Raw genomic sequence first — 17594 nt, 5'->3', positions numbered from 1 at the left:
TTGGAGAATGGTTCGAGAACCGAAGGACACCTTTGTCCTGCGGAAAAAAAGACTTTGCCGATCGGCGCCAACGCCGGTCAAAACACAACCAGAACCCAAGGAAACGCCGCCAACGCTGGTGTTTTATCCCTTGTATTCTTTCATTGGAGGAAATCATGACCAGTATATCAAGTGACAACGGACTAAATTCCGCGACAGGCAGAACGAAAGGCGCCCTGACCGCTTTCTTCGACAACCGAAGCGACGCTGATCGAGCCATCGTAAGGCTGAGGTCAGCAGGCCTTGGAGACGTGCGGCTGATGGCTGGCTACGAAGCCGATGGCGAAGCGTCCAGCTCCAACGATGCCGGCAGCTTCTGGTCGAAACTCGGAGACTGGCTTTTCCCTGACGACGACCGCAACCTTTATGCGGAAGGACTTCGCCGCGGCGGTTTCCTTGTCTCGGTTTCGGTCGATGGCACGACCTACGAGGCAGCCCACGACATTCTCGATGACGATGGCGCAGTCGACATCGATGAGCGCGCTGATCTCTGGCGAACCGGTGGGTGGAGCGCTGCGCACGATCAAAAGCCGAGCGGTTCTCAAGGCGACATATACCAGGCCGATGCCGTAGCCGGCGCTGCGACCGGCATCGGGCGCTTCTCGCGCAGTGGCGAGGCGAGCTCTGCCCGCGTGCGCGCATATGATTTGACGGAACAGCTTCCTGAAGACGTCGTCGACGACGTACTTCCAACTGGACATCAGCGAACCACAGGCGACCGACATCAGGATCCGCTCGATCAAACCATGAGTCCGAACGAGGAGCTCGACGCGTTGCGTCAAAAGCAGAGCTTTCCAGGCGGTCGCTAGCGAGAGCTAGCTTGTGTGATGGAGATCGCGACCTACAATATAAACGGCATCAACGGGCGCCTGGATGTCCTCCTTCGTTGGCTGAAGGAGGAAAGGGCCGACGTGGTTTGCCTGCAGGAACTTAAGTGTTCCGACGGCAAATTTCCCCATCGGGAGTTGGAAAGGGCCGGATATGGCGCCGTTTGGCAAGGTCAAAAGAGCTGGAACGGCGTCGCTATTCTTGCAAGAGGTCAAAAACCTCACCTAACTCGCAAGGGGCTGCCAGGTGACCCCGACGATAGCAACAGCCGTTACATTGAAGCCGCCGTTGATGGCATCTTGATCTGTTGCCTGTACCTGCCCAATGGCAATCCAGCACCCGGCCCGAAATTCGACTATAAACTTCACTGGCTCAAGCGCCTTCATGAATACGCTGCTGAATTGCTCGATCTCGACGTCCCTGCCCTTCTAATAGGAGATTTCAACGTCATTCCGACGGAATTGGACGTCTACAAGCCAGAACGGTGGCTCGATGACGCTTTGTTTCGGCCCCAGGTTCGCAAAGCATATTCCGACCTGGTGGCACAGGGCTGGACCGACGCGATCCGGCATCTGCATCCAGATGAGCGTATCTACACCTTCTGGAAATACTGGAGAAACGCGTTTGAGCGCAACGCAGGTCTCCGCATTGACCACGCCCTGCTTAGTCCAGCTATCGCGCCCTTTCTGAAGACAGCGAGCGTTCGGCGTAAGCCGCGAAGCTGGGAGCACACGAGCGACCATGCGCCGGTGGTATTCGAGATCGACCGGCCCGAGACGTGACAAAGGCAGTTCGGGCTATGCCTGACACCCCGGGGCGGCCGAGACGGACTGCATTTGGAAAGGGTGCGGCCCAAGAAGAGCAACTTCGAACCCCGACGCCATCGCTTCACTCCGCGTGAAAACAGCGGAGAATGTCATGGTCTGTCCGCTTCATCAGCCCCTATTTAAGGAGGGCCCAGTTCTTTTGTCGCTACGGGCCCAGTTTTGCATGTCGCCTGTCACCTGTCATGTAGCCCATCGCTCGACCAAGAGCGCCGAGGTTGAAGACAGGTTTCACACCTGTTGATCCAACTTCATCAAGGCTATGTCACCCGAAGGTGACATGTGGCCAGCCAAGCTAATCGGCTTCATATCGGCCGTAAGCGTCCTGGCTCGGCCCCCGGATAAGATGGGCCGCTGTCCGGATCCGCAAGCTCGACCATATGCGCTGTCATCAGAGCAATCCAAAACTCCAGCACTCATGGTGGTACTTTGAGCTGACGACCGCGATCGGAGCGGTCACAGGCGCGTGTCCATGAACACGTCCTCTGCTTTAGGGACATCCTTGGACTGACGGCCCTGTGGGCACCGACAGACGCAAAGTAGGTGAGGACGCAGTGCAACCGGGACAAAGCCAAGGCATTGCAGAGCGGATCGTGATTACATTTGCGAAAAAGTCGACATCACTGTCGGAACGTGAACGCCATAAACGTCCTTGAGACGATGTAAACGATGAGAACTGCAATGGCATCACACCTGAACGTGCAAGGCATATTTGCTGCCGCAACCGTAAGTGACCTTTCGACGGCATTGATGTGGTACGAGTGTTTCCTCGGTCGTCCAGCCGACGACCATCCGCTTGCCCAGATGGCGCAATGGCGCAATTTGAGCGCGACGGGGGGCCTCCAGCTTTGGGGCGACAAGACGCGGGCGGGAAGCGGGGTGATGACGATCGTCGTCCCCGATCTCGCCGTCGAAATACAGCGATTGTCGGCGCAGGGCATCGTGCCCGATAGCGAGGCACGCGGACCCTTTGGCGCCGTTGCGAGTTTCTTTGATGCCGACAACAACAGGACCGTTTTGGCCGAGCCTGCAATAGACTGATCACCTGGCGCGATGATTGTGACCGAGACAAGGGAGTGAGGACATGGACATGACCGAGTTAAAACCTGCCAAGGATCTGGCCGCTACACGGGTGTCACGGTTCGAGAACGAGAGCCATGACTATGCCAAGGCACGGATGGCCCTACTGGCGGAAGAGATCGAAGTACGGCGTCATCTGACCCGCCTCGCCGAGCAACGCCGGCGCCTGCCCTTAGGCCCGGCGATCGAGAAGAACTACCGTTTCCAGGACGAAAACGGCAGCGATGTCGGCTTGATTGACCTCTTTGGGTCCCACGACACGCTTGTGACCTATTTCTGGATGTTCGGCCCACAGCGTGAACGCCCCTGCCCTATGTGTACGAACTTCCTTGGTGGGGCAAACGGGAATGGAGCCGACATCAGGCAACGTGTTGCCTTCAAGATACTTGGCCGGAGTCCGGTAGAACGTCAGCGGGCGTTCGCTATAGAACGAGGCTGGCGTGACCTCGATTTCGTTCAGACGGTAGGCGACGACTATGCGCGAGATTTGGGTCTGTTGGATAATAAGGGTTACGAGTATCCAAGCCTTACAGTCTATCAAAAGATAGATCAGCAGGTCAATGTGTTCTACAATGGCGAAATGCCACCACAAGCAGCCGACCCCGGGCAGGATCCAAGAGGAGCCGTCGATATCGCACCTCTTTGGAATATTCTGGACCTGACGCCTGCGGGGCGAGGGACAGACTGGTATCCCAAACTCAATTACTGAGGCGCAACCGCGCAACCAATTAGGCCATCCACGCCGGTGGTGGCGCAGGCGCGGTCTTCGAACACCGCATCTCCCTTAGTTTCGGGGCCGCCGCGCGCAGTGGGAAAGAGGCGTATTGCGCATTCAAAGTGCCGCGGCGGTTGACTGCGAGCAATCTCTTGATTGGTTCAAGCCTGACAGGCGGCACTGCCATGCTTCAAACACCGTAAATTTTGAAACGCCTTGGCTGTAACAAGCAAGCGCGACCGTGGATACTGATGTCACTGCCAGATCGAGGTTTTGATGACATTCTTGCGCTCCACCCGTTGCCGTCTTTTGCTAGCAAGCACCGTGTTCTTCCTTTTGGGAGCTGCAGTCTTTTCCTGTCCGTTGAAGAGGCCTGATTTCATCTGGGCTGCTCCCATGGCGCTCGGTATCATCTTGCTGATCTTTAACTTTGGCAGGTTTGATTCCAGAACAGGCGTTGCCGTCAAGGAATGGCACCTCAAGGATTGGCAACGCGCATCCGATATATGACCTCGATTTGGACCGATCGGCGAAAGGTCGGACCTTCGAGCGTTGTTCATCACGCGCGCATGCTGTCCCATTGGCCCGCAACGCTGATCGCGATGCAAGCTCAATGAGTACCGGTCGTGCGATGGCCGCAACCTGATACCGCGTTGCGAGATCGCCGCATCCTCAGAGCCGTGCGACCACGATACGAAAACCGTTTCCACGCCAAAAACCATCGGGTTCCAGGCTACCGCGATAGGTACAGCAAGCCTTGAGTTTGCCGCTGGAAAAGCACCCTCCGCGCAGCACACGGCGGATAGATGGACCGGCGTCCGGCGCCTCCCGGCCGTCGTCGGCATAAGGATATCTGTAATGCGGTGTCGCCATGTCGTCGCCCCAAAGCGTGGTCGCCCACTCCCAGACCTGTCCCGCCATGTCGTAACACCCGTAAGGCGACCTGCCCTTCGGGAATAGGCCGACCGCACAGGTGGTGTTGAACCCGGCTTCTTCGGAATTCGAGGCGTCGTCCTGCCATGTTGCACCCCAGGGATAGACGATCGTGTCGGTGCCCTCGTCGGGCTGATCGCCGCGCGCGGCGCGCTCCCATTCCGGCTCGCTCGGCAGGCGCACGACCTCATCCGGCAGGATGCGTCCCTCGTCTCGCCAACGTTCAGTCAGCCAATCACAATAGGCGCGCGCATCGCGCCAGGTGAGGTCCGTTGCAGGAGCATTGCGGCGATCCGCGGCAAGGCCGTCAGGACTGCGCCAGAGGCGGTTCGTCGCCTCTACGAAGGCGCCGTAATCGCGGTTGGTCACCGGGTAGATGCCGATCCAGAACGCCTCGACCGCAACCGTATGCGCAGGCGCGGAGTTCGGATGCGTGTCAGAACCGAAGGTGAAGGTGCCAGCGGGAATTTCCGCAAGTGCCTGCAGGTCACGCGGATCGCCCCAGCGCGAGAGAATACGAGCCGCCTGTTCGCGTTCGCGCGCCGAAAGCGCGCCATTGCTCACGATGGCAACGAGATGTGCCTTCAAGGGGTCACGAAGTCGACTGCTTTCGCTCAAAAGTTCGGCGGCAAGGAGCGCCCCCCGAAGGACCTCGCAGCCATCGCCTGCGAGCAAGGCCTCCACGAGCCCTTCGGCTGCCGATGTGCCTGAAAGACGCCTTGCCAGTCCCTTTAAAACCGGTGTCCAGAGGGTTGGTTTCTTATGATAGGGTTGGACCGCTTCTTCAGGTGATTGCGATGCAAGATGGCGCGCCGCCAGCAATTGACGGACCCGGGTCACGGGAAAGAGTGCGGGATCGTCGTTCTTGCCGCTCAAGGCATCGTAGGCAAGACCGCATAAAAGGCCCGCTGTCTTTTCGTCGCCGGCAATCCGGGCGACCCAGCGATCCGTGATCGCTTCGGYGGTTTCCCCAGCATCTGCGCATGCCATCGCCATGGCGAACTGTGCCGGGTTGGCGGCCGCAGCGCCAAGGGCGACATTCGAGCCCGCCAGATCGAGCCCTGCCAGGCGGGCTGCAGCATCGATGCGCTGCGTCTTCAAAAGCGGGAGAAGATCGTAGCGAACGCAATCAGCTGGAAGCGGCCAGCTCTTGACGACGGATATCTCTCCAAGTGCCAGCAGACGGATCCGTGGGTGGGTCTTTTGGAACGCCAGCGCATCGGCGAGCACGCGGGGACCCTCGTCGCCGGCAGCCTCAAGCGCGTCGATAATAATCAGGACGGTGGCCGATGTATCAGTCAGCATCTGATCGTCAATAAGATCGCCGATGCTGCCGCCAGCATCTCCCAGGAGGGTCTCGAAAGAGCTCGATCCGGTCACGGAAATATAAAGGGGGACGACGCCCTCTAAACCCCAGTGCTCCTCGTGCACGGTTCCCAGATCGTTCCGGAATACCGCCTGCGATTGCAAGGCCGACGCGCCGACAGCCAGCCTGGACGCAAGACTGCGCGCAAAGCTGGTCTTGCCGCTGCCGGTCTCGCCGGCAAGGATCACCGCAGCATGGTCGCGCACCATTTCCAGTGCCGTGAAATAAACCGGAGGCTCGGGTTCTGTCTGATCTTCCAGTTTGCGCAGTCCCTTGGCTGCCTTGTCTTCGAAGGTGAAGTTGACGAGGAGCGGGATGTAACCCGTTGCGAGATCGGCCACCGATCCGTCTGGAAGTCCAAGGAGCGGCGCCTGCGCAAACGCCCGCGCTTCGGCAAGGATCGCCTCCAATCTTGGAGTAAGTGGCCTGTCGTTCATGCCGGTCATTGAAACAGCTTCGCCACGTCGGGGTTGTGGAAACGTTGGATCTCGATCGCATAGCCAGCGGGATCTTCAAAGAAGAAATGCTCGCAGAAACGGCCGCGCAGCATCTCCGACTGACCTGAGACGCCGGCCTCCTTGAGCCTGGCGTGCCAGCCCTCGACATCCTGCGAGACGATCGTGAGCAACACTGCGCTCTTTTCCTGGTGCTTTAGGTGGCCGCGATTTCCGTCGACGATGCCGAAGTAGCAGTTCTCGGCGATCCGGTAGATGCGTGCGAGGCCCTGGTCGAGGACCAGTTCGAAGCCAAGGGTCTGTTCGTAGAACGAGACCACTGTGTGGATGTCGTCATAGTAGAAGAAGGTGATCGAATGGTCTTTTTTCATGGTCGGTCCTCACATGCGCGGGCGATGATCTCAGGCGATAGTCTCAGGAGGTGATCTCAGGCGATGGTCAACGTGCCCTTGTGATCGATGGATAGGCCGGCGATCCCCTCGCGCGCAGCGAAAACATCGACGGGATGCACGAGGTAAAGCCAGGGCGGATTGGCGTTGAGATAGGTCAAGCAGGCTGCGTACGCCGCTTCACGCGCCTGCGCTTCGACGGCACTGTTGGCCGAAGCGATCAGGCGCTCCGCCTCTTCGTCGTCATAGCCCTGCCACCACACAGCCTTCGGGACGCTCGAGATCTTGTCGTTCAGGATCCTATAGGTGCTGTGCGGCGATGAATCGAAAATCGCCATGTCTCCCATTTCCTTACGGCCGATCTGGCGCGCATATTCCGGCCGGTCGGTCTCAACTTCGACCTCCACTTCAAAGCCAACAGCCTCCAGTGCGGTTGCCACGAAGCGGCTGACCTCAATGGCTCGCTCGGGCATGAAAGTGGGCGTGCGCAGTTTGATCCGCTTGCTGCCCCTAACCTGCGCTAACAAGTGGCGCGCGCGCTCTGGATCGAAGACGATCGGTGACAGTCCTGCCGTCGCCATTCCCAGATGATGAGGGCTGACTATGCTCGATGACGGAACAGCTAGGCCGTGGAAGATTTCTTCTGCGATGCGCCCAGTGTCGACGGCGTGATTGGCGGCAAGTCGGGCCTGCGGCGAGCGGAATACACCGTCCTGGCAATTGAGGTAGAACATCACCGACAGCGTATTGACCGCCTTCCCCCACTGGAAGCGATCATCGAAGTCAAGACGTCCATCGACGCGTTCTAGGTTGAGCGCTACGTCGACGGCACCCGATGTCAGCATCGAAAGGCGTTTGTCTGCGGATGCCTCGGCAATGGCAACGATCTCCCGGGGCTCGCCATTGCCGACGACACGCTCGAGCACAGCCTTTGCCTTGGGTTCGAACGAGCGAACGCGAAATGGCCCTGTTCCAAGGATCGGCTGGCCGTCACTTGCGAGCCTGCAGATGTAGAACTCCGAGAAAATGTCGAGAATATCTGCAAAGGGTCGGGGGTTAAGGACAACGACAGTGGTGTCGCCTTCTGCGGTGATTTTTGCATCGGCCAGATAGCGAGCGTAAGACCACTTCATGCCGAAAGTATCGACCGCTTCGAGAATACCATCGATGAATTCGATCACATCAGCGGCAACACAGGGCTTTCCGTCGTGGAAATTCGCACCCTTGCGGATGGTAAACCGCCATTCCCGGCCGTTGTCGCCGTGCGTCCAACCGGAAAACAGTGCCGGCAGCACCTGTCCGTCATGCCATTTCAAAAGCGGCTCGAACACCAGGTTCTTGAGCGTCAAAACGCTGGTGTCGTCGGTCACCCGCGTCGGTGGCAGGAAATCAACCTTTTCAAGACTGATCGTCAGTGTGGACATTGCGGGCCTCAGTCGAGTTCGCTTCGACGACGGGGATTGAACCAGTCCGCAAGGGAATCGCCAATCAGATTGAAGGACAGCACGGCAAGCAGGATCGCCATGCCGGGCGCAAGCGCCACCCAGGCAGCACCACGCACGAATTGCAGGTTGGCCGACACATCCGCTCCCCATTCCGCCATGGGCGGCTGCGCGCCAAGGCCAAGAAAACCAAGACTTGCGGTCTGCAAGATGGCGCTGCCAAGGGCCAGCGTCGACTGCACCAGCAGCGGACCCAGCCCGTTGAGAAACACATAGCGAAAGAGCACGCGCGGTGTCGGCAGACCAAGTGAGACGGCAGCTTCCACATAGGGCTTGACTGAGATGCTGAGCGCCTGGCTTCGCGCAACACGGGCAAACTGCGGTGCCAGCGTAATCGCCACAGCCAGCATCGCATTTTCCAGGCTGGGGCCGAAAGCCGCCGCAAGCGCAATGGCAAGGACGAGCGCCGGAAACGCCAGGATCGCATCGACGATACGCATGATGACGCTATCCGTCCAGCCGCCGGCAAAGCCCGCAAGCATGCCGAACGTAACGCCGACGACAAAGGCAATCGCGACCACGCCGACCCCGATGGCAAGTGTTGCCCGGCCGCCATGCATGATGCGGGTGAAGACGTCGCGACCAAAAGCATCTGTACCAAGCCAGTGGCTGAAGCTCGGCGCGGCAAGCTTGTGCAAGACGTCGAGCTTGGTCGGCGAATAAGGCGTGACCATGGGTCCGAAGACAATGACGAGGATCAGAACAGTGAGGATCAGGCTGCCAGCCATGGCCAGCGTGTTCTTGCGCAGGAAGGTGAAAAACTCTGACATCGCGCTCACTTCATCTTCTTGCGGACGCGCGGATCAAGAACGCCGTAAAGCACATCGACCACGATAGAGGTGAACACGAAAAGCAGTGCAAAGACCAGGGTCGTGCCCTGGATCACAGGATAGTCGCGGTTCTTGATCGCCTCGAACATGTAGCGCCCGATACCGGGCCAGGCAAAGATTGTCTCCGTCAGGATAGCGCCGCCGAGCATTTCGGCGAACTTCAGGCCAATGACGGTGATGGCCGGCAAAAGCGAGTTGCGCAGGCCGTGATTGATGATCACGTCGCCGCGCCTCAGGCCCTTGGCCCGGGCGGTGCGGATGAAATCCTCACCCATTACCTCGAGCATGGTGTTGCGGACGAAGCGGCCGAGTGTGGCGGCAAGGAAGGCGGCGAGAACGGCCGTTGGCAGGATCAGGTGCTGCAGCGCGCTGAGCGCCGCCGCCCAGTTGCCGGTGATCACGCCGTCGAGGATCGCAAAGCCGGTGACCGGTTCGGCGACGATGAAGGAGCTCATGCGCCCGGAAACAGGCAGCCAGCCGAGATAGGTGCCGAAGACCAGCTGCAGGATCAGCGCCAGCAGAAAGGCGGGCATGGAAACGCCGACCAGCGAGACAACGCGCGTCACATGGTCGAAGACGGAATTGGGACGTGTAGCTGATAAAATGCCGATCGGAATTCCTATGATGACGGAGACGATGACAGCAAGAACCGACAACTCGATCGTCGCCGGCAGCCGCAGCAGGATTTCATGGGCGACCGGCCGGCCCGTCTTCAGCGAGATGCCGAAATCGCCCTGCAGCAGACCGCCGACATACTTCAGGAATTGGATCGGAAACGGCTGGTCGAGATCGAGCTGCGCCCGCAGCGCATCGATCTGCGCCTGCGTTGCTCCGGGTCCGAGAAGCGTCACGGCCGGATCGCCGGGAATGAAGCGCACCAGCGAAAAGACGATGACCAGCACGATACACATGACGGGTATCAACGCAATCAATCGGCGCAAGATGAAGGTCGCCATGCCCAGTTCTACTCATATCTTTAAGGAAGTAACCCGCAGCGGCGAACCTCTGCGGATCGATTTCTCGTCATGAAGAGGCACCGCGCCTCACTTCTTGGACACACCCCAATACTCGTTGAGCGGAGGCGCACTGTTGACCACCAGGCCTTCGACATTGGCGCGGGTGAAGACGATCAGCTTGGGGCTGAACAGATAGGCACCTGGCACGCGCTTGACGATTTCTTCCTGCACTTGCTGATAGAGTGCCTTGCGGGCATCCATATCGACGGTCTGCTGCGCCTTCAAGATAAGCTCGTCAAGCGCCTTGTCCTCAGGCATGCGGAAGGTCATGGCTGTGTCGGCGAGCGACGAAAGATAGCCGATGGTGATGTGTGCGTCGGGATCGTTGTACCAGGGCTGGCGACCGTCAAGTGCTGCGTCGAACTGACCTGCGGTCTGTAAGGCGCGATAGGCCGGAAATTCGGTCTGCTCAATCGTAGCAGTGATGCCGATATCGGCGAGATTGGCCTGAACGAAGGTGGCGACGGCGCCCCACAGCGGACCCTGGAAGCTATAGAGCTTCAGATTGATGCTGGACGGATCGACGCTGGCTTCGGAGAGAAGCTTCTTCGCGAGCTCCGGATCGTAGGCGGGCGCCATATCCTTGATCTTGGGATCGAACGCCCAGCTGTTCGAGGTCAGCGGACCGTAGACGCGCTCGGCCGTGCCGCCAAATACGCCGGTCAGAAGACCATCATAGTCGATCGCATGCGCAACTGCCTCGCGGACCTTGATATTGGCGAAGGGGCCATCCTTCTTGCTGTTGTTGAATTCCAGCTGGCGAATGATCTGGCTCGACGCCTCGATGATCTTGACGTCTTTGTTGGACTTTAGAGCTTCGATGTCTTCAGCGGCAATGGCCGAGAGCTGGCCCTGCTGCTGCACGACGTCGACACCGCCGCTTTCGAGCTCCAGGCGCCGCGTCGAGGCATCGGGAATGACGCGGTAGATGATGCGCGAGAGCTTCGGCGCGCCGCGGAAATAATCAGGGTTGGCTTCCAGCACGACATTTGTGTCGGCCTGCGCGCTCTTGAAGGAAAACGGGCCGGTGCCGACAGGATTGGCCGCGAACTTGTCACCGAACTTGGCGACGGCAGTCGGGCTGACGATTGCCGACTGCGGCTGCGCGAGGATCGACAGGAATGCCGGATAGGGCTCGGAGAGCGTGATCTTCACCTCTCCCGGCGAGACGACGGCGATGTCCTTGATAAGGTCGAAGGTCGCTTTTACGTAGGAGTTGGTGGCCTTTGTCCGCTCCAGCGAGAACTTGACTGCGGCTGCATCAAAGGCGGTTCCGTCCTGGAACTTCACGCCATCACGCAGCTTGAAATCGAATTCCTTGCCGTCCGCCGAAACGGTCCAGCTGTTGGCGAGACGGCCTTCGAGCTGCTTGAAATCCGGGGCGGTCCAGGCGACCAGCGTGTCGAAAACATTGAGAATGATCTCGCTGCCGATCGGCTCAGCCTTGTTGGTGCCGGGCTCAAGGCTGACCGGATCGGATGGAACGGCGACAACCAGCGTCTTCAGTTGCTCGTCACTCTGCGCATTTGCGGATCCGGCAAAGATCGGCAAGGCGACGAAGGCCGCGGCGGCAAGTCCTTTAAGCAGTTTCATTCGCACGACCCTTTCATGGTCCGGCAGGGACGCAGACAACGTCTGCCCAAGCCCTTTAACGTCAGCCTTTAAAGGCACTCCTCATCTGATATTCCACGAAATATATCATCGCTTTTCCGGCTGTAAAGCCTTGCCTGCCGGCGTTTTGAACAAGTAGCGATTGCGGCCTAATTATTGTGCAAATGCGAAAAGATTATTCTGCATAGCAGCATTCTTGCGAAACATTCAGCCTAATGCCGCCCGTGCCGGGTCGGCACCTGTTGCGACCGGTCGAGTGGGATCACTCACCCAGGCCGACCACGAGCCTGGATACATTGCGGCATCGATGCCGATCGACGCGAGGGCCAAGACCGTGTGTGCTGCTGACATTCCGGCGCCGCAATAGACCCCGACGGGTTTGTGGCCATCGGCGCCAAGCGCCCGGTACATTTCCTTCAGAGTTTCGGTGTCTGTGAAATTGCCGTAATCTGTTACATTATCAGGCGCAGGGGCACTCAGCGCATGCGGGATGTGCCCGCGTGGCGGCTGACCGGGCAGCGAGGCGCCGCCAATATAGTTCGGGCGGATGCGGGCATCCAGGAGCACGCCATCGACAGCGAGACGCAGGGCCTCTCCAGGCCCGATCTCGGCCATTTGACCGGCCTTGAGGGTAATGTCGCTCGGCGTTGGACGAGAGACCGCTTCGGTGACGGGGAGGTCGGCTGCCAGCCAAGCTGGAAAGCCGCCGTCGAGCACCCTGACATCAGGCAGCCCGGCCCAACGCAACACCCACCAGGCCCGCGCAGCCGTCATGCTGCGGTCGGCGTCGTAAATGACGATCGTGCTTTCGCGGCGAAGACCCCAAGCGCGCGCCTTCATCTCGAGCATGGCGATCTCAGGCAACGGGCGCTGCCCTCCTTCGGGCGTGGCCGGCGACTGAAAATCCTCATAGGCCTGCGTGTCGATCGCACCTTCAATGCGCTTACCTTTGAATGAAGGCTCCCCCGTGTAGGGGTTGATCGAGTGAACAGCAATCACCGTCACATCAGCGCCAGATGCGCGCATTGCCTGCAACTGAACAGGGGTGAGCAATACGGTCTCGCGCTGCGCGTCTGTCATGTCGGCCTCCAATCGATCCGGTAAGGATCCTGTCTAAATCTACCCTAGAAGCAGATTCGTCGATCGCTCCTCGGATCGCAAGTTAAAATATCTTACGTGATATTCTACGAGGTATTTTCATTGACATTTGCACATTGACGCGCTGCAATATCGATCTGCCAGCTTTGCCGTGATCCGGAGTATCCTCGCTTGACAGTCCTTTCGGTCGAAAATCTTACGACATCCTTCCGCAGAAATGGCGCGTGGACGCCCGTGGTCAACGATGTGAGTTTCAACATCTCGGCGAGCGAGACAGTTGCTATCGTTGGCGAATCCGGCTCGGGCAAGAGCGTCACCGCCATGTCGATCATGCGGCTCCTGCCAGAGCATACGTCGCGCGTGGCGGGCAAGATCACGCTGGGCGGCACCGATATCCTGTCGCTGCCGGAAAAACAGATGCAGGACATTCGCGGCAACGACATCGCCATGATCTTCCAGGAACCTATGACCTCGCTCAACCCGGTCCTGAGCGTCGGGCGACAGATCGCCGAGGCCATTATCCGCCATCGCGGTTGCTCGAAGAGGCAAGCGCGCGTTGAAGCGGTGCGGCTTCTCGAGCGCGTCCGGATTCCAGCCGCGGCAAGCAGATACGACGACTATCCACATCAGCTCTCCGGCGGCATGCTGCAGCGTGTGATGATCGCAATGGCGCTTGCCTGCAAGCCACAACTCCTGATCGCCGACGAGCCGACCACCGCCCTCGACGTCACCGTTCAAGCGGAGATCCTGCAACTGATCAAGTCGCTGCAGGACGAGGAAAAGATGGCCGTTCTATTCATTACCCACGATATGGGCGTGGTCGCCGAAATCGCAGACCGAACTGTCGTGATGTTCCGCTCGCGCGCGCTGGAGATCGGCAAGACTGAACAGATTTTTGCAAAACCCTCCAACGTCTACACCAAGGCGTTGCTCTCCGCCGTACCAAGGCTCGGCTCGATGGAAGGCCGCGCCTTCCCGGCCACGCTGCCGCTGACGGATACGGACACCGGCGCTGTCTTGCCGGAGCGCGAGATCGAGGGCACCGTAGAGAACAATAAGTGCCCCATTCTCGAGGTCCGCAATCTTGTTACCCGCTTCGATATCAAGTCCGGCCTTTTCGGGCGTGTCAGCAGCCGCGTGCATGCAGTTGAAAACGTCTCCTTCGATCTACACGTGGGCGAAACGCTCTCGCTAGTCGGTGAATCCGGCTGCGGCAAGTCCACCACCGGCCGCTCCGTGCTGCGTCTGGTCGAACCTGTCAGCGGCTCCATCCATATCAACGGACAGGATATCAGGGCGCTGGACCGCAGCAGCCTCTTGAAGCAGCGCCAGCATATGCAGATGATCTTCCAGGATCCGTTTTCGAGCCTCAACCCGAGAATGCGGGTTGGCGACGCCATTATCGAGCCGATGGTCACCCACGGCCTGGCGACTACGAAAGAGGCGCGCGAGAAGGTCGCGGATCTGATGGTGCGCGTCGGTCTTCAGGCCGACATGGCGCGACGCTTCCCGCATGAGTTCTCGGGTGGACAGAGGCAGCGCATCAGCATAGCCCGCGCGCTCACCCTCAATCCCGGCCTGATCGTCGCCGATGAAGCTGTCTCCGCACTCGACGTTTCGATCAAGGCGCAGGTCGTGAACCTGATGATGGAACTGCAGGAGCAGTTGAAGATCGCCTACCTCTTCATCAGTCACGACATGGCTGTCGTCGAACGCGTCAGCCATCGCGTAGCGGTTATGTATCTCGGCGAGATCGTAGAGATTGGTACGCGCGAGCAGATCTTCGCCAATCCGCAACATGCCTATACCCGCAAACTGTTGAGCGCGGTTCCGATCGCCGATCCGGCTCGCCGCCATATTCGCCGCGCAACAGCCGGCGGCGAGATCGGCAGTGCCGTCAGACCGGCTGACTACCAGCCACCGGTCGCCCGCTACAACGAGCCGGCACCCGGCCACCTCGTCAAGGTCGCCTGAGGCGACCAGGAGAGATCAAAGCGTCAGCCCCACCTGCCCCGCTGCGACAAGCGCGCCCAGTATCCCCTGGCGGGTATTTTCATTGTGCTCGACCACGGCGTCGCGCGCCTTTTCGGCATCGCGCTGGCGCAGCGCCGCCACGATGCGGTGATGATCGTCATTCGTCTCCGGATTTATGTCGCGGACCCGTGCGCCCATATAAAACAGCCGCGCGCATTCCTCCAGATGGCTCATGATCAAGGCATAGAGCCGCGGATTGCGGGAGCCCCGCGCTATGGCGGAGTGGAACTCCTGATTGGAATCGACAAAGGTCTTGGTGCTGACCTCCTCGCCGATCACATAGCTGACATCGGCGAGTTGATCGAGCAGATCGAGATCTGTATCGGAAAGGTTTTTGGCGGCAAGTGCTGCAGCAGTCCCTTCCAGCATGCCGCGAATGGCAAAAAGATCGTTCATGTCCTTCACCGTCACCGGTGTCACACGATAGCCGCGCCGCGGATAGGCTTCCATGAAACCTTCGACGCAAAGTCGCGCCAGCGCTTCGCRCACCGGCGTCTTGCTCACCGACAGCTGCTCGGCCAGTTCCGGCTCCGAGACCTCCATGCCGGGCGCGAGGTCGCCTGTGATGATGCGCTCGCGAAGAACGGCATAGGCCGTTTCCGTCAGCGACTTTCCGCGCTTGCCGCTCGACGTGTCCGCTTTAATCAAAATCAATCTCCGTTTCCGATTCCGGCGGCGCAATCCGTCGAGCCAGCATCAACATAGGCGAGCAATCCGCCAATTTCCACGAACAGTTCACGTAGGCATGCCTGGACCAACAGAACTTTGACAGGGTCGATTTTCTGATATACTACGTAATATATTTAGTAGACGCAATGCTGTCCCCCAACAGGTATCGCCTTGTCAGAAATTCTCGTTATCAATCCCAACAGCTCCGTCTCGGTCACCCGATCGATGGAAACATGCCTGGGCATCGTTCGCGACGCCAGCTGCCATGACATCCGTTGCACGGAACTGCAGAAGTCCCCACCCGGTATCGAGACCGACGCCCATGTGGCAGCGGTAATACCCAACATCCTCGAAGCCGTCGCAATCTCCGACGCCGACGCCTTCGTGCTTTCATGCTTTTCCGATCCAGGCATTGCTGCCGTTAGAAAGGCAACAACACGCCCCGTCATCGGCATTGCCGAGGCTGCCTATCTTGCGGCTCTTGGCCTCGGCCAGAATTTCGGCATCGTGTCACTCGGGCAATCCTCCATCGACCGTCACCTCCGCTATCTTAAGGCCCTCGGCTTTGACGGTCGGCTGGCCGGGGATCGCTCCATCGACATGACTGTCGTCGAACTCATGGCTGGCGACGTGGTCGAAACAGTCGCCCGCACGGCGCGCCTTTTGCGCGACGAAGACGGTGCTGATGTGGTCATCCTCGGCTGCGCTGGTCTCGGCGGCTATCGCCAAGCGATGCAGGACGCGTTGCGCATTCCCGTCATCGATCCGGTACAGGCCGGCGTCGCGCTGGCATGCACCACCCTCGACCTTCAATACGCAAGGCAAGCATCATGACCTATGATATTGTAATCAGCGGCACTGCCGTCCTGCCTGAAGGACCGCTCGACAACGCCTGGATCGCCATCCGCGATGGCAAGATCGCGGCCATCGGCACCGGTGAAGCGCCCGATGCTGCACAAAGCTTCGAAGCCGGCGCCGACCTTATCATTCCCGGTGTTATCGACGGCCAGACCCACGCTTGTAGTTATGGCGGCCTTCCGGGCATCCGCTCGACGACACGCTCGGCGGTGGCCGGTGGCATTACGACCATTGTCGACATGCCCTATGACAATCCAGATCCGCTCAACTCGGTCGCAAGGCTGACTGCCAAGGTCGCAGCGATCCGCGAGCATGCCCATACCAACGTCGCGCTGTACGCTACAGTGATGCCTGGCCAGGCAATCGACGAGATCGACGGTCTGATCGCAGGGGGCGTCGTCGCCTTCAAGATTTCGACCTTCGAAAGCAGCCCTACCCGCTTTCCGCGTATCTCATCCAACCAGACTTTGGAGATCTTCACAGCGCTGGCTAAGACCGCGATCCCGCTTGGCGTGCACAATGAGGACCAGGAAATTGTCCGCGCAAATATCGCTGCGGCCAAGGCCGCTGGGCGCGATGGCATCGAGGCGCATTCCCAAAGCCGGCCACCGGCCGCCGAGATGGCCGCGACCGCCCAGTTCCTCGAACTTGGAGCCGCCGCCGGCGCGCACGCACACATCGTGCACCTGACGACGACACGCGGCTTCGATCTCGTCGAAAACTATCTGAACGACGGCCATCGCGCCACTGGTGAACTCTGCATCCACTATCTGTGGCTCGACCCCGAGATCGATGGGCCTGCACTCGGCGCCAAGATGAAAGTCAATCCGCCGATCCGCCCTGGTCAGATCGAGTTTCTCTGGGATGATGTCGTCTCCGGTCGCGTCGCCTTCGTGAGCTCCGACCACTCGAGTTGGCCGATCGACAACAAGTTCACAACATCGATCTTCGATGCCGGCGCAGGTGTTCCAGGCCTTGAGACGTTGCTACCGGCCTTTTACACCGGAGCCGAGATACGCGGTTTTGACGCAGTGACCTTGACGGTCGAGCAGCTGTGCGAACGCCCCGCCAAATTCTTCGGCCTTTGGCCGCAAAAGGGAGCGCTCATCGTCGGCGCGGATGCCGATATCGCCATTGTCAAGTCGCAAGCGCAGGTGTGGGACGCGTCCAGAGCCCATGACGAGCTCCGCTGGAGCCCCTTTGACGGCCGCGAATTCAGCGTTCGCGTCGCGCGCACCTATGTCGGCGGCAAGCTCGCCTATGATGGCAGGGATATCGTCAACGCACCCGGCGATGGCCAGTATGTCGGCCGTGGTAATTCCGCCTGGTTCTGAGTGCTCTCGCAAG

Annotated in this window: 16 protein-coding genes; 7 read left to right on the top strand and 9 right to left on the bottom strand. The window is 59.5% G+C overall.

Translation table 11 applies throughout. From position 1 onward, the window contains the following. The 4 genes from AC1DOG_RS22620 to AC1DOG_RS22605 all read left to right on the top strand — a co-directional run. Window positions 1–848: hypothetical protein (locus AC1DOG_RS22620; RefSeq protein WP_477931211.1), on the top strand; the 848-nt coding region annotated here is incomplete at its 5' end. Window positions 849–866: 18 nt separating this feature from the next. Further along, the gene (gene xth, locus AC1DOG_RS22615; protein WP_477931209.1) at window positions 867–1649 is read left to right on the top strand and encodes an exodeoxyribonuclease III; all 783 of its coding nucleotides are present in this window, start codon (window positions 867–869) and stop codon (window positions 1647–1649) included. A 723-nt stretch (window positions 1650–2372) separates the two neighbouring features. Further along, complete coding sequence (locus tag AC1DOG_RS22610) at window positions 2373–2732, top strand: VOC family protein (RefSeq protein ID WP_477931207.1); 360 nt, start codon at window positions 2373–2375, stop codon at window positions 2730–2732. A 43-nt stretch (window positions 2733–2775) separates the two neighbouring features. Next, complete coding sequence (locus AC1DOG_RS22605; RefSeq protein ID WP_477931205.1) at window positions 2776–3480, top strand: DUF899 family protein; 705 nt, start codon at window positions 2776–2778, stop codon at window positions 3478–3480. 260 nt (window positions 3481–3740) lie between these two features. Here AC1DOG_RS22605 and AC1DOG_RS22600 read toward each other — a convergent pair whose 3' ends face one another. The 8 genes from AC1DOG_RS22600 to AC1DOG_RS22565 form a co-directional block, all read right to left on the bottom strand. After that, window positions 3741–3953, bottom strand: a complete 213-nt coding sequence (locus tag AC1DOG_RS22600) for a hypothetical protein (RefSeq protein WP_477931203.1) — start codon at window positions 3951–3953, stop codon at window positions 3741–3743. A 205-nt stretch (window positions 3954–4158) separates the two neighbouring features. Beyond that, a complete protein-coding gene (locus AC1DOG_RS22595; RefSeq protein WP_477931201.1) occupies window positions 4159–6126 on the bottom strand; it encodes a formylglycine-generating enzyme family protein in 1968 nt (655 codons plus the stop codon). A gap of 101 nt (window positions 6127–6227) precedes the next feature. After that, window positions 6228–6611 carry a VOC family protein gene (locus AC1DOG_RS22590; protein ID WP_112973787.1) on the bottom strand — a complete coding sequence of 128 codons (384 nt, stop codon included), beginning with the start codon at window positions 6609–6611 and terminating at the stop codon, window positions 6228–6230. A gap of 56 nt (window positions 6612–6667) precedes the next feature. Beyond that, on the bottom strand, window positions 6668–8053 hold the full coding sequence (locus tag AC1DOG_RS22585) for an ABC transporter substrate-binding protein (RefSeq protein ID WP_112944010.1): 1386 nt from the start codon (window positions 8051–8053) through the stop codon (window positions 6668–6670). Window positions 8054–8061: 8 nt separating this feature from the next. Continuing rightward, window positions 8062–8901 (bottom strand): ABC transporter permease, encoded by an 840-nt coding sequence (locus tag AC1DOG_RS22580; protein WP_113198912.1) that lies wholly within the window; start codon window positions 8899–8901, stop codon window positions 8062–8064. Between the two features lie 5 nt (window positions 8902–8906). Further along, on the bottom strand, window positions 8907–9917 hold the full coding sequence (locus tag AC1DOG_RS22575; RefSeq protein WP_477931198.1) for an ABC transporter permease: 1011 nt from the start codon (window positions 9915–9917) through the stop codon (window positions 8907–8909). Between the two features lie 87 nt (window positions 9918–10004). Beyond that, entirely contained in the window at window positions 10005–11570 is a 1566-nt protein-coding gene (locus AC1DOG_RS22570; protein WP_477931196.1) for an ABC transporter substrate-binding protein, read from the bottom strand. 225 nt (window positions 11571–11795) lie between these two features. Continuing rightward, on the bottom strand, window positions 11796–12668 hold the full coding sequence (locus AC1DOG_RS22565) for a sulfurtransferase (protein ID WP_477931194.1): 873 nt from the start codon (window positions 12666–12668) through the stop codon (window positions 11796–11798). A gap of 189 nt (window positions 12669–12857) precedes the next feature. On the opposite strand from AC1DOG_RS22565, the gene AC1DOG_RS22560 reads away from it, so the two are divergent. Next, the gene (locus tag AC1DOG_RS22560) at window positions 12858–14660 is read left to right on the top strand and encodes an ABC transporter ATP-binding protein (RefSeq protein ID WP_477931192.1); all 1803 of its coding nucleotides are present in this window, start codon (window positions 12858–12860) and stop codon (window positions 14658–14660) included. A gap of 15 nt (window positions 14661–14675) precedes the next feature. Here AC1DOG_RS22560 and AC1DOG_RS22555 read toward each other — a convergent pair whose 3' ends face one another. Beyond that, window positions 14676–15368: a GntR family transcriptional regulator gene (locus AC1DOG_RS22555; protein ID WP_477931190.1), complete on the bottom strand. Its 693-nt coding sequence runs from the start codon at window positions 15366–15368 to the stop codon at window positions 14676–14678. A 192-nt stretch (window positions 15369–15560) separates the two neighbouring features. On the opposite strand from AC1DOG_RS22555, the gene AC1DOG_RS22550 reads away from it, so the two are divergent. Together AC1DOG_RS22550 and AC1DOG_RS22545 are read left to right on the top strand one after the other, a co-directional pair. Continuing rightward, window positions 15561–16223, top strand: coding sequence for an aspartate/glutamate racemase family protein (locus tag AC1DOG_RS22550; RefSeq protein WP_112944015.1), 663 nt, complete (start codon window positions 15561–15563; stop codon window positions 16221–16223). Continuing rightward, window positions 16220–17581 carry a dihydroorotase gene (locus AC1DOG_RS22545; RefSeq protein WP_477931188.1) on the top strand — a complete coding sequence of 454 codons (1362 nt, stop codon included), beginning with the start codon at window positions 16220–16222 and terminating at the stop codon, window positions 17579–17581. Before AC1DOG_RS22550 ends, AC1DOG_RS22545 begins: the two co-directional genes overlap by 4 nt. Window positions 17582–17594 lie beyond the last annotated feature (13 nt).

The sequence above is a fragment of the Rhizobium sp. 01N48 genome (genome assembly GCF_056399145.1).
Note: the sequence above shows the minus strand (reverse complement) of the source record. Positions and strands in the feature narration are given on the sequence as shown.